Origin of the sequence: Nesterenkonia muleiensis (assembly GCF_003600155.1) — a bacterium.
In the GTDB taxonomy this organism is placed as follows: Bacteria; Actinomycetota; Actinomycetes; order Actinomycetales; family Micrococcaceae; genus Nesterenkonia; species Nesterenkonia muleiensis.
In genome coordinates this window covers 380,146-392,987 of sequence record NZ_QWLD01000040.1, presented here as the reverse complement: position 1 = coordinate 392,987, position 12,842 = coordinate 380,146, and the positions used below count along the sequence as shown (strand labels likewise).

Sequence of the window (12,842 nt, the reverse complement as noted above, 5' to 3'; positions counted from 1 at the left end):
TGTGTGCAGTGCCGCCGGCACCACCTGATGGAATCTGTGGGCTGTGGAGTCATCAGCCATGTCTGATCCGCGGTGACCGAGCGAAGAAGCGCTGACCTGTTCTGGCCCAACCCCACACCAGCGCTATCATGACCAACGCTCCCAGAACTGCCATCAGCGGGGCAAGCTCCCACGGGAGCACCACAGCGGCCAGCACTCCAGTCATGGCGAGAATGATGCCGTCACCAAGCCACACCAGAATCTTCACCGCGGAGAGATCCATTCCGCCAGGGATGACAGTAGGTGCCAGAAACTCCACCGGGACGTCCCGGTTGCGCATCGACTGGAAGAACCGAGCGGCCAGAACCACTGCTGCCAGCGACAACGACCATCCCACAGACTTCCATCCGACTCCTTCAGGACCAGAGAGCACGACGACGGCCACAGCACCTAAGACGGACAGAACGGCCGTACCCAGCACAGGCCACAGTAGGCGGCGGGCAAAGGCCGCAGAGGCCGACCACCCGAAGAGCGCGGCGGCGTCGAACTCGTTCTTCATCTGCCGCCAACCCTCCGTCAGACTTCCAGTGCCGAAGAACAGCAGAAGCGCTCCGAGTAGGCCCCCAGGGACAGAGACCAGGAGACGACTGTCTGCGAAACTCGCACTGATGGCCGGTGAGATCGCAGCCAGCAGGGCAGCACCGGAGGGGACCAGCACCACTGCCGATAGGGTGGAGACCGGGGACCGAACGGCGCCCACAAGATCCTGACGGAGTCCGCTCAGCAGTGCCGGGCCGGTTGTGACAGCCCTCCGGTGCAGGCGGTGACTCGGCCGGGCCCTGAAAAGCTCCACGGCGTCGTTGATGTTTCCCGTCGAGCTGAAGAGTCTCGCATCGGAGAAGCGGCGGCTCTGCCTCAGGACACGAGCCGCCGGCAGCCGCCCCAGAGCTGAGGGCTCTGCGACCAGAAGCACAAGTCCCGCCGCTGCCGTGAGCGCCAAGGCAGCGGCCAGCCAGGAAGATTCCCCCGTCCACAGCGCCGCAGCCCATCCGAACGGTGATGCAGCGAAACCTGCCGGAACAAGGAGCCCAAGGGCTCCGAAAAACAGGATGACAGCGCTGACAACCACCAACCACCCGGTCCCCAGCCGCTGACCCAAGAACGCCAGCAGTCCCAGGTGCAGTCCTCCCAGAAGGGCCGCCAGCACCAGCAGCCAGAACCTCTCCCAGCCCCAGACCCCGGCATGGGTCAAGGCGAAGAGGCCGACCGCGGCCACAGCGCACACCACCAGCGCGGCACCGGTGACAGCCGAAATGGTCGGGCGGACCAGGACGCGTCTCCTGCTGATCCCTGTGGCCAACAGGGTATGTGCCAGAAATGGCGTGAGAAACGCCGGCCCCTGCAGTCGGCCGCCCCACAGCGCACCGAGGCCGAGCAGTGCGAGCCCGGCGGTCGCGAAGGGAAGGGAGCCGCCCGAGGTGATGCCGAAGGCGAAGCCCTCATCCAGAAAATCACCGATCACGTAGGCCAGCGGGACAATGTAGAAGCCGGTGACAAAAGCGATGAGATACAGCGAGAACCAGCGGTCACCGGCCGTCGGGGCGCCCTCCCTGCCCAGGTAGACGCTGCGTGCCACCTTGAGCCGCTGAGACTCTGCATTCATTCCGGCTCCGAGGGTCGCTCCAAGTGAATGGTCTGTTCCGCGCGTTCGACGATCTCTGCCCGATGGGTCGCGGTGATGACCAGTGCCCCGGACTGTACCCGGCTCTCCAGGAGTCCCAGCAGCACCTGCACCCGGTCAGTGTCCAGATGCCGTTCAGGCTCATCGAGCAGCAGAAAGCCGAACGGGCGGCTGAGCGTCAGCGCTACGGCGAACAGCTGCAGCTGACCGGCCGAGAGCTCATAGGGGAACCTCTCCCCCAGTTCAGGGATGGTCAGTTGGTTGAGCAGATCTTCAGCGGCGCGGAAAGCGGTGCCCTCATCGGATCCCCAGGAGACCTGCACCAAGGCCAGCTGCTCCAGAAGAGTCATATCGCGGGCCATCGGAGGGGTGTCGATGAGTGAGGCAACTGAGGCGCGGAATGCCGGGGCGAACTCGTAAGGGGCTTCACCGTCTATGAGGCATTCGCCTGCGCTGGGCAGCTGACGCCCAGCAAGGGTCTTCAGCAGAGTGGTCTTACCGGTGCCGTTTGAACCGGTGAGTGCGATCAGCCCAGGGGCTGTGGCGGTGAAGGTGGTCTCTGGCAGGAGCAGAGAACCGTTCAGGGAAACAGCGAGCCTGCGGCACTCGACGGTGCTGGTCATCAGCCCATCAGCGGACTGCCGATGAAGGGGTCCAGGCACAGTCCGATGAACAGCAGGGTGAGGTAGAGGATCGACAGGTGAAAGAGCTTCATGGCCCGCCGGTCGGTCAGGGATTCATTCTGCGCCCTCCGGTACAGCACGTGCGATTCGTAGATGAACCACGCGCCTGCCACAGCGGCGAACCCCGTGTAGGTGATGCCGGCCCAGCCCAGCGGTATCAGCAGCAGTGAGCAGGCCACCGTGGCCCAGGCGTAGAGCACCACCTGCACCGAGACTGTCTTCGCGGTCGCGACAGCCCCCAGCATGGGCACATCGGCGTTCTGGTAGTCGGTGCGGTACTTCATGGACAACGGCCAGTAGTGCGGAGGCGTCCACAAGAAGATGATGAAGAACAGCACCAATGCCGGCCACTCGACCGTTTCACGCACCGCAGCCCAGCCGATCAGCACCGGGAAGCAGCCGGCAAGCCCTCCCCAGATGATGTTCTGCTCAGTGCGGCGCTTGAGAATCACCGTGTAGATGACCACGTAGAAGAACATGGCCAGCGCACCGAGCCCGGCCGCCAACGGATTGGCGCCGAACCAGAGGATGGCCAATGCGGCCGCACCCAGCACAGAGGCGAAGACCAAGGCCTCCCGCGGAGTCAGCTCCCCGGTGACCAGCGGGCGCTTCTTGGTGCGGTTCATCAGCCGGTCCATGTCCCGGTCGATAATGCAGTTGAAGGCCCCGGCGGAGCCGGCGGCGAAGGCACCACCGATCAGCGTGGCGAGACTGACCCAGATATTGGGGAACCCACCCTGGGCGAAGACCATAGTGGGATACGTCGAGACCAGCAGCAGTTCGATGACTCGCGGTTTGGTCAATGACAGATAGGCCGCAGCTTTGCGTTTGACACCGAGCCGGTCCCCCTCCTGTGTCGTCACCGATGCGTCAGCGTCAACGGAGGAGTGGGTGCTCAGATCAGTCACCATGTCAGTCTACCTTGTTCTACGGCTCGTAGAAGTTAGTTACGCGTCGATCTTTTCCCGGTTCAGGGCGGCCGCGCCTTCAATGATGAACTCCTTGCGCGGAGCCACCACCGAACCCATCAGCAGATCGAAGACCCGTTCGGCCGCCTCGGCGTCCTCCACCCGGATCCTGCGCAGGGAACGGTGTGCTGGATCCATCGTGGTCTCCGAGAGCTGGTCGGCATCCATCTCTCCCAGACCTTTATAGCGTTGGATCGGCTCCTTATACCGCAGTCCGTCCTTCTCCAGGTCAGCCAGCAGCTTGACCAGCTCGGCCTCCGAATAGGTGTAACGAACGTCATTGGGCTTCTTGCCCGAGTGAACGACCTCCACCCGGTGCAGAGGCGGAACCGCGGCAAAGACCCTGCCGGCCTCGATCATCGGGCGCATATACCGGAAGAACAGGGTCAGCAGCAGTGTGCGGATATGGGCGCCGTCCACGTCCGCATCGGTCATCAGCACCACTTTGCCGTACCGTGCAGCCTCCAGGTCGAAGCTGCGCCCGGAGCCGGCACCGATCACCTGCAGCAATGCGGCACATTCGGTGTTGGAGAGCATGTCCGAGACCGAGGCCTTCTGCACGTTGAGAATCTTTCCCCTGATCGGAAGCAGCGCCTGGAAATCAGAGGAGCGGGCCAGTTTGGCGGTGCCGAGAGCGGAGTCGCCCTCCACGATGAACAGCTCAGAGGACTCCACGTCCTTGTTCCGGCACTCCACCAGCTTGGCGGGCATCGTGGAGTTCTCCAGGGCGTTCTTCCGGCGCTGGGTCTCCTTGTGCTGCCGGGCAGAGATCCGTGATTTCATCTCCGCCACCACCTTTTCCAGCACCGCGGCGGCCTCCTGCTTCTCACCTCGCTTGGTCGAGCTCAGGCGTTGCTCCAACTGCTCGGAAACCACCTTGTTGACGATCTGTTTGGCCGCTGGGGTGCCGAGCACCTCTTTGGTCTGACCTTCGAACTGCGGTTCGGCAATCCGGACTGTGACCACCGCGGTCAGTCCGGCCAGCACATCGTCCTTCTCGAGCTTGTCCTTGCCGGCCTTCAGCCGGCGGGCATTGGCCTCGACCACCTTGCGGAAGATCTTCACCATCGCCTGCTCGAATCCGGTCAGATGGGTGCCCCCCTTCGGGGTGGCGATGATGTTGACGAAGGACTTCACTGTGGTGTCATATCCGACTCCCCAGCGCAGCGCGATATCGACCTCGCAGTCACGCTCCACATCGGTCATCTCACCGTTGACTGAAATCCGTTCGCTGAATCCCCCGTGACCTTGTATACGCCAAACATCAGTCACCGGGGAGTCCGTGGAGAGATGGTCGACGAATTCGCCGATGCCCCCGTCGTACTGAAAGACCTGCTCCTGGGGTTCGGCACCCCGCTGGTCGTGGATGCTGATGCGCAGTCCCGGGACCAAGAAAGCGGTCTGTCTGGCTCGGTTGACCAGCTCATCCTCTAAGAATGATGAGCCCGGGGTGAAGATCTCACGGTCCGCCCAGTAGCGCACTGTGGTGCCGGTGACCCCACGCTTGGCCCTGCCCACCGCCTCCAATGGAGAGCCTTCCTCAGCGGGGGTGAAGGTGTCCGTCGGCTTGTCCCCGGAGAACGTCCCCGGCTCTCCGCGCCGGAAGCTCATCTGGTGGACCTTTCCGCCGCGGGTGACCTGGGCATCCAGCCGGGCGGAGAGAGCGTTCACCACAGAAGCGCCCACACCGTGCAATCCGCCGACCGCGTTGTAGGAGCCGCCGCCGAACTTCCCACCGGCGTGCAGCTTGGTGAACACGACCTCCAGGCCGGAGAGCCCGGTGCGCGGCTCCACGTCCACTGGGATGCCGCGGCCGTCATCAGAGACCTCCACCGAATCGTCGGAGTGCAGCGTGATGGTGATACTGGAGGCATAGCCGGCCAGCGCCTCATCGACGGAGTTGTCGATGATCTCCCACAGGCAGTGCATCAGGCCGCGCGAATCCGTGGAGCCGATATACATGCCAGGGCGCTTCCGCACGGCTTCAAGTCCCTCGAGGACCGAAAGGTGGCGGGCGCTGTACTCGTCACGCTGGGCCAAAAGATGCCTCCGAACAATTGATGGTCAAGACTGCTCAACAGGTTACTGCGAGGATTCGCCGGTGGCGAAAGGCGCGCCTGTGAAGTCGAAATCGCGAATGGATCAGCGGCTGGCGTGGTTGTATTGGGAGATCAACACGCAACGCTGAGGAGGCGAGAGCATGACAGCAACTACCGGCACCATAGAGGCCCCGACCACGCTGACTGCCCTGGACCGCTGCGACCGCTGCGGGGCTCAGGCCTACATTCGCGCCGTGCTCACCTCCGGTGGAGCACTTCTGTTCTGCAACCACCATGGACGAGATGTGGAGCCTAAACTCCGCCCGATGACTGCTGAGTGGGTCGACGAGTCGGACCGGATCTCCTAGGCACCCACGACGACGGCGCCCCCGCCGGCGATCCTGCCAAGGTTTCGTCAGCGGGGGCGTCTTTGTGTCCATACAGTATTGAGTTTTCCGGGCTTATTCAGCCGGTGAGAATTGTCGGGTGCCAACCGACCTGCTCACCACGACCATGGGGTCCTCAGTCGAGGTAGTCGCGCAGCACCTGAGAGCGGCTCGGGTGGCGCAGCTTCGACATGGTCTTGGACTCGATCTGCCTTATACGCTCACGAGTCACCCCATAGACCTTTCCGATTTCGTCTAAAGTCTTCGGCTGTCCGTCGGTGAGGCCGAACCTCATGGCCACGACACCGGCTTCACGCTCGGCCAGGGTGTCCAGCACCGAGTGCAGCTGTTCCTGCAGCAGGGTGAAGCTCACCGCGTCAGAGGGAACCACGGCCTCGGAGTCCTCGATGAGGTCTCCGAACTCGGAGTCGCCGTCCTCACCCAGCGGGGTGTGCAGCGAAATGGGCTCCCGGCCGTACTTCTGGACCTCGACGACCTTCTCCGGGGTCATGTCCAGCTCGGCGGCCAGCTCCTCGGGAGTGGGCTCGCGGCCCAAGTCCTGGAGCATCTGGCGCTGCACCCGGGCCAGCTTGTTGATGACTTCGACCATGTGCACCGGGATACGGATAGTGCGGGCCTGATCAGCCATGGCGCGGGTGATCGCCTGGCGGATCCACCAGGTGGCGTAGGTGGAGAACTTGAATCCCTTGGTGTAGTCGAACTTCTCCACCGCACGGATCAGACCCAGGTTTCCCTCCTGGATCAGGTCCAGGAACAGCATGCCACGGCCGGTGTAGCGCTTGGCCAGTGAAACCACCAGGCGCAGGTTGGCCTCCAGCAGGTGATTCTTCGCCTTCTTGCCATCGGCCACCACCAGCTCAAGGTCACGCTTGAGCCGCTTGTCCTTGGTGGTTCCGCTCTTTAGCTTGTGTTCGGCGAACAGACCTGCCTCGATGCGCAGTGCCAGGTCGACCTCCTGCTCGGCGTTCAGCAGAGCGACCTTTCCGATCTGCTTGAGGTAATCCTTGACCGGATCCGCCGTGGCCCCTGCGGAGACCACCTGAACGGCGGGGGCGTCATCGTCATCGGCATTGGAGATGACGAATCCCCTCCCGGAGGCAGACTCATCCTCTTGGTTGTCGCCGGACTTGGGCTCCAGGATCTCTTCGGCGTCCTCACCCCGGTCCTCGGCCTGAGCGACTGCGGACTCCAGCGCCTCGGTGGGTGAGGGTGAGTCCTCACTGTCCTCGGCCAGGATCTCGTCGACCGCGTCCGGTGCTTTCTTCCGGCCGCCGGCCTTCTTCGCGGCGGGCTTGGCCGCGCTCTTCTTGGCATCAGGTGCGGATGATGTGGACTTCTTCGGGCTCGATGAGGATGACTGCGGGCTTCCGCCTGCTTTCGAAGCCGTCTTCTTGGCCGATGTCCTGGTGGACGACGGTCGAGTGGGCTTCTTGGCGGCGGACTTTTCAGCGTCCTCAGCGGCGGCAGTCTCTGTGGTGGACTTCGACGCAGTAGTGGGCACGATGACCTTCCGTCTCGTTTACTCAGGTGCAGGCGCTCAACACGCCTATGACCCTGTCAAGTCCCGGTTCGGAGCAAAATCCTCCCGGCTTGCAGGGTCTTACGGCTGGTCCAACACTGTGATCTCCTGGTCCATTCCCGGATCCGCAAGAAAAAAATCTACCTGTTGCCGGACCACCAGGAATAGCTGGACTGCTTGACCTGGGCCCAGGGACAGACCCCGAGCCTGTTGATGCACTGGAGCACTGTCCGGGCCAGTGGAGGGTCACTCTGGGAGTCCCACCTTTCGGGGTCCAGCTCCCGGGCCATCTCAGCAATGGCCGTCGCATTGCTTCCACGGCCGCGGATCCATTCGGTCCAGGCCTTCAGGCCCAGTATCTGCTCAAGCTGGCAACCCTCTGCGAAGGGGACCAGCTGATGAAGAAGACTGTCCAGGGCATCCACCCGCTCCCACCGCGGTGGCACCTCAGAGGTTCCCCAGACAGTGTGACCCAGCTCCGCAGCATTCCCATCGCTGAGCAGCCTGCGGGCCGCCGTCGTCTCGATTCCTGATGTTGTCAGCGCCATCAGCAGTCCAGTGTGCGCCGGGCTGTCAAGGGTGCCCAACAACGCCGACATGCGCGCCGGTGAGGATTGGATCCATCCACAGTCGGCCCGACCCGCACCTCCGGCCTCCCGAATGCCGCGGCAGAGTGCAGCGTCCCAGATGGTCAGCACCGCTTCGGGCAGCTCGGGGGCCGGTGCGGAATGGCGCCTGACTCTGCCGATCTGCTCCTCAGTGATCAGCGGGCTGACGGAGAGGAAGGCCTCCACACACTCCTCGGGGCTGAAGGCTCGCGTTCTAGCCAACGCCGGAACCCGCCGCTGCGCCCCGGCCAAAGTGCTCTGGACATCCTGTCCCGGGTACGGGCAGCAGTCGGCGTCGCAGCAGTCATAGTCTCGGATGCTGCCTTCACCGCAGTGCCACACCTTAATCAGCCGGGCCTCTGCTTGGGTCAGAAGACCCTCGGCGAGGGCAGAGAGCAGCACATCGTGTCTGTCCGGAGCATCTGGGTCGGGCGCTTGGGTGTCGAAGATCACGGCAAGCACAGCTTCCGGAACCGGTGAGGCGTCGGGCCCGGCGATCCACGAAGCGCAGCGCTCTCCGGTCCAGTGCGGCTTGTCCAGTGCCGGAGACAGGTCCACACGCAGATGTCCGCCTGTGGTGCCGTTCATCAGCCCGATCAGGACCAGCGAGTCCTCCGGAACATAGCCGAAGGTGTGTTGGACCAGTGCCAGCACATCACCAGGTTCTTCGATGCTCAATGGGTCAGCGGCGTTCAGCGCCGGTTCCGGATTCTGGGGTGTGGGTGTTGAAGTCATATCCCCAGCCTCTGCCGTGGAGCGTGTCATCCAAGAGAGAAACCAGTGTTCTGTGGATTGCCCGGCGTGGCGGGACGACACCGATTGTGCCTGGGGAAAACCCTAATCCTCTGGCTGGCTGCGCAGAAACTCCTCAACCGCAGCGCCGAGCTCCTCAGCGTCGGGGACTGATTCGCCTTCCCTGAGCAGGAGGGAGCGCTGTGCCGGAGATGCGTGCTGATCAAAATTGGACTCGAGCTGTTTGACCAGCTGAGCGATCTCCGGGGCCTGTTCCACCTGCCGGGAGACGTCTGCCTCCACAGTGCGGGCAGCCTCACGCAGTTCGTCGCTGGGCAGCATCATCTCGCAGGCCGCCCCGGCGTACTCCAGAGCGGCCACTGCGACCTGGGGATACCGGCCCCCTGCCAGGTAGTGCGGGACGTGCAAGGTGTAGCCGACGACGTCGCGGCCGGCTTCGTCTGCCCGGAGCTCCAGCATCTGCGAGAGCCCAGCCTCGATCTGGGCGCTTGGTGCCCAGGTGGAGATGCCGTCGATCAGATCCTTGCGGTTGCCGTGTGCAGTGACACCCACAGGACGGGTATGCGGGGTGGGCAGACCCAGCGAGTCCACCGTCACCAAGAGCTTGACATCGAGCTCCTCGATGAGCTGCAGCACGGTTCGCGAGACACGCTCCCACTGGAAGTCCGGCTCATCTCCGGTCAGCAGCAGGAAGGGGCGGTCCATGGCGTCACGAACCTCGAAGAGGTCAAGCTTGGGACCCCGGTAGTCGGAGAACCGATTCTCGGTGAAGGTCACCTGGGGACGCCGTGACCGGTAGTCGAAGAGCTCATCGATGTCGAAGCTGGCCACCTGCCTGTGGGGAAGGCTGCCGAGCAGCGAATCTGCCAGCTGCTCGGAGAGTGATCCTGCATCGGTGTGCCCGGCCACTGAGACCAGCATGGGCATACGGGGACCGCCGCTGCTGCCGCCTTCGGCAGTCAGAGGACTCACCACCACCTCGGTGCCTGAGGCCTCCTCGGCCGATTCCCACTCGGAGTCCTCAGGGTGAATATGCAGCAGGTCGAACCTGGACGGATCGTGCATAGCCTCTGGTGCCTCCTTCGTTGTGCGGCGCGTGATGGGCACATCAGTGAACCGACATGCTCACCACGTAACAGTCTTCTCTATGATCGCATTCCCGCACGCAATGACAACCTGGTGGAGGTATGTGGATAGGATCGGAGATGTGATGAGTGATTTTTCCCCCACAGTGACCGCCGTATCCTCCGCAGTTCAGAAGGTCGACGCCGACGCCCTGGTGCTCGGTGTGGCCAAGGGCCCCGACGGCCCGGTGCTGCTGCCCAATCCGCTGGCCGAGAAAGCTGCCAAGGGGGTGTCGGACTCGCTGAGCGCTTTGGGCGCCACCGGGGCTGCGGACCAGCTGCTGCGGCTGCCAGGCGTTGAAGGCTTCAAGACCGAGACCCTGGTGCTGGTCGGCGTCGGAAAGCTCACCGGTGAGCCCGACGGCGGGGTCTCCCTCGAGTCGCTGCGCCGCGCGGCCGGCTCCGCTGTCCGGCAGCTCTCCTCCGCGAAGTCCGTGGCGCTGGCGCTGCCCGCCGCCACTGTGGAACAGGTCGCCGCCGTCGCCGAGGGTGCTGCCCTGGGCGCCTACAACTTCCCGCACTTCAAGAGCTCCCAGAAGGCGAGGTCCAAGACCCCGGTCGCCGAAATCACCGTCCTGACCGAGCTGAAGGACAAGAACACCGCACCTGCTGTTGCCCGGGCTTCCGCTGTGGGTGCCGCAGTGCGCGCCGTTCGTGACCTGGTCAATACCCCGCCGAGCCACCTCTACCCCGAATCCTTCGCCGAAGAGGTCAAGACTCAGGCCAAGGGCACCAAGCTGAAAGTCAAGGTGTGGGACCATAAGGACCTGGAGAAAGAGGGCTTCGGCGGACTGCTGGGCGTGGGCAACGGCTCATCCCGCAAGCCCCGTCTGGTGCGCCTGGAGCACTCCCCGGCCAAGCCGGCCGCTCATATTGCCCTGGTGGGCAAGGGGATCACCTTCGACACCGGCGGTCTCTCCCTGAAGCCCTCCAATGCGATGACCACCATGAAACTGGACATGGCAGGTGCGGCGACTGTCGCGGCAGTGGTCGCAGCCGCAGCCGAGCTTGATCTCCCCGTCAAGGTCACCGGCTGGCTATGTCTGGCTGAGAACATGCCCTCCTCCACCGCGCAGCGCCCGGAGGACGTCATCACCATCTACGGCGGCAAGACCGTCGAGGTGCTCAACACCGACGCCGAGGGACGCCTGGTGCTGGCCGACGGCATCGTCGCCGCCGGCGAGGAGAACCCGGATGCGATCATCGACGTCGCCACCCTCACCGGAGCCCAGATGATCGCTCTGGGGCTGCGCACGGTGGGAGTGATGGGTCATGAGAATCTCCGCGAGGACATTGTGGGCGCCTCCGAGAACGCCGGGGAGAACCACTGGGCCATGCCGATTCCGGAGGAGGCCATCACAGGGTTCGAATCCACTGTGGCTGACCTCAGCAACCTTGGCGCCCGTGAGGGCGGCATGCTCAACGCTGCGGCTTTCCTGCGTGAGTTCGTCCCGGACCGCGCTGATGCTGACCAGACTGCCCTGGACCCTGAGGAGAAACGTATCCCCTGGGCACATATCGACATCGCTGGCCCGGCCTTCAACGAGAAGGGCGCCTACGGCTACGTCCACAAGGGCGGGACCGGGGTGACCGTTCGCACTCTGATCAGCTATCTCGAGGGTCTGACCCGCTGATAGTCTGACAGGCAAGCACACAAGTGAAAACGACTCACCACAAAGGAGCCTGACTCGTGGCCGATGAATTTGACGTACTGGTCCTCGGTGGCGGCAGCGCCGGTTATGCCGCAGCTCTGCGCAGCGTCCAGCATGGCTTCTCCGTCGCGCTGGTGGAGAAGGGAAAACTCGGCGGAACCTGTCTGCACACCGGGTGCATCCCCACCAAGGCGTACCTGCATGCGGCCGAACTCGCCGATGAGGCCAAGGAGTCTGAGAAGTACGGCGTCAATGTCGACTTCAACGGTGTGGACATGGCCAAGGTCAAGGAGTACAAGGACGGCATCGTCGCCGGCAAGTACAAGGGACTCACCGGTCTGCTGAAAATGCGCAAGGTCCAGGTCATCGAAGGCGAGGGCAAGCTGGTCTCGCAGAACGAGGTCGAGGTCGCCGGCACCACCTACAGGGCCAAGAACATCGTGCTGGCCACCGGTTCGACCTCCAAGACCTTCGGCCTGCCGCTCTCGGAGAAGATCATCACCTCCACCGAAGCCCTGGAGCTGGACTACACGCCGAAATCCGCCATCGTCCTCGGCGGCGGTGTGATCGGTTCCGAGTTCGCCTCCGCCTGGAACTCATACGGCGTCGACGTCACCATCATCGAGGGGCTGCCCCACCTGGTGCCCAATGAGGACCCGTCGATCATCAAGGTGCTGGAGCGCTCCTTCAAGAAGCGCGGCATCACCTCCAACCTCGGCACGTTCTTCAAGGAGGTCGAAGAGACCGCCGACGGCGTGAAGGTCACCCTGGAGGACGGCAAGACCTTCGAGGCTGAGATCTGCCTGGTGGCCGTGGGGCGCGGCCCGGTCACCGAAGGGTTCGGCTTCGAGGAGCAGGGCATCACCTTAGACCGCGGCTTCGTCATCACCGATGAGCGCTTGCACACCGGTGTGGGCAATATCTACGCTGTGGGCGACATCGTCCCCGGCCTGCAGCTGGCTCACCGCGGGTACCAGCAGGGCATCTTCGTGGCCGAGGAGATCGCCGGCAACAGCCCGATGATCGTCGAAGACATCAATATCCCCAAGGTCACCTTCTCTGAACCGGAGATCATGTCTGTGGGCTACACCCAGCCCAAGGCCGAGGAGCAGTTCGGCAAGGATCAGATCGAGATCACCGAGTACAATCTGGCCGGCAACGGGAAGTCCTCCATCCTGGGTACCGGCGGCATCATCAAGATGGTCGGCGTCAAGGGCGGTCCCATCGTCGGCGTTCACGGAATCGGCAGCCGGATCGGCGAGCAGATCGGTGAGGCCCAGCTCATCGTGAACTGGGAAGCGTACCCGGAGGACGTCGCCACCCTCGTTCACGCCCACCCCACCCAGAACGAAGCTCTCGGAGAGGCCGCGATGGCCCTCTTCGGCCACCCCCTCCACGGCTGAGAAGCACCCACAAGAATTCACGACTA

At 63.6% G+C, this 12,842-nt stretch carries 10 protein-coding genes; 3 read left to right on the top strand and 7 right to left on the bottom strand.

All coding sequences use genetic code 11. The annotated features are described in order from the left end of the window. Positions 1–52 precede the first annotated feature (52 nt). The 4 genes from DVO78_RS12990 to DVO78_RS12975 all read right to left on the bottom strand — a co-directional run bounded on the left by DVO78_RS12990 (position 53) and on the right by DVO78_RS12975 (position 5,351). Positions 53–1,642 carry a hypothetical protein gene (locus tag DVO78_RS12990; RefSeq protein WP_120005295.1) on the bottom strand — a complete coding sequence of 530 codons (1,590 nt, stop codon included), beginning with the start codon at positions 1,640–1,642 and terminating at the stop codon, positions 53–55. Then, positions 1,639–2,283, bottom strand: coding sequence for an ABC transporter ATP-binding protein (locus DVO78_RS12985; RefSeq protein WP_120005294.1), 645 nt, complete (start codon positions 2,281–2,283; stop codon positions 1,639–1,641). The genes DVO78_RS12990 and DVO78_RS12985 overlap by 4 nt, the downstream gene beginning before the upstream one ends. Next, positions 2,283–3,206 (bottom strand): heme o synthase, encoded by a 924-nt coding sequence (locus tag DVO78_RS12980; RefSeq protein WP_238385304.1) that lies wholly within the window; start codon positions 3,204–3,206, stop codon positions 2,283–2,285. The genes DVO78_RS12985 and DVO78_RS12980 overlap by 1 nt, the downstream gene beginning before the upstream one ends. Before the next feature lie 84 nt (positions 3,207–3,290). After that, entirely contained in the window at positions 3,291–5,351 is a 2,061-nt protein-coding gene (locus DVO78_RS12975; protein WP_120005292.1) for a DNA gyrase/topoisomerase IV subunit B, read from the bottom strand. Between the two features lie 160 nt (positions 5,352–5,511). Between DVO78_RS12975 and DVO78_RS12970 the strand changes: the two genes are divergently transcribed. Further along, positions 5,512–5,718, top strand: a complete 207-nt coding sequence (locus DVO78_RS12970; RefSeq protein WP_120005291.1) for a DUF7455 domain-containing protein — start codon at positions 5,512–5,514, stop codon at positions 5,716–5,718. 154 nt (positions 5,719–5,872) lie between these two features. On the opposite strand, the gene DVO78_RS12965 is transcribed toward DVO78_RS12970, so the two are convergent. The 3 genes from DVO78_RS12965 to DVO78_RS12955 all read right to left on the bottom strand — a co-directional run bounded on the left by DVO78_RS12965 (position 5,873) and on the right by DVO78_RS12955 (position 9,702). Next, positions 5,873–7,261 (bottom strand): RNA polymerase sigma factor, encoded by a 1,389-nt coding sequence (locus tag DVO78_RS12965; RefSeq protein ID WP_420799092.1) that lies wholly within the window; start codon positions 7,259–7,261, stop codon positions 5,873–5,875. A gap of 155 nt (positions 7,262–7,416) precedes the next feature. Next, a complete protein-coding gene (locus DVO78_RS12960) occupies positions 7,417–8,619 on the bottom strand; it encodes a DUF4192 family protein (protein ID WP_157984034.1) in 1,203 nt (400 codons plus the stop codon). Positions 8,620–8,721: 102 nt separating this feature from the next. Beyond that, positions 8,722–9,702 (bottom strand): PAC2 family protein, encoded by a 981-nt coding sequence (locus DVO78_RS12955; RefSeq protein WP_120005288.1) that lies wholly within the window; start codon positions 9,700–9,702, stop codon positions 8,722–8,724. A gap of 145 nt (positions 9,703–9,847) precedes the next feature. Between DVO78_RS12955 and DVO78_RS12950 the strand changes: the two genes are divergently transcribed. Continuing rightward, positions 9,848–11,395 carry a leucyl aminopeptidase gene (locus DVO78_RS12950; RefSeq protein ID WP_120005398.1) on the top strand — a complete coding sequence of 516 codons (1,548 nt, stop codon included), beginning with the start codon at positions 9,848–9,850 and terminating at the stop codon, positions 11,393–11,395. 56 nt (positions 11,396–11,451) lie between these two features. Next, positions 11,452–12,816, top strand: a complete 1,365-nt coding sequence (lpdA, locus tag DVO78_RS12945; protein ID WP_120005287.1) for a dihydrolipoyl dehydrogenase — start codon at positions 11,452–11,454, stop codon at positions 12,814–12,816. Positions 12,817–12,842 lie beyond the last annotated feature (26 nt).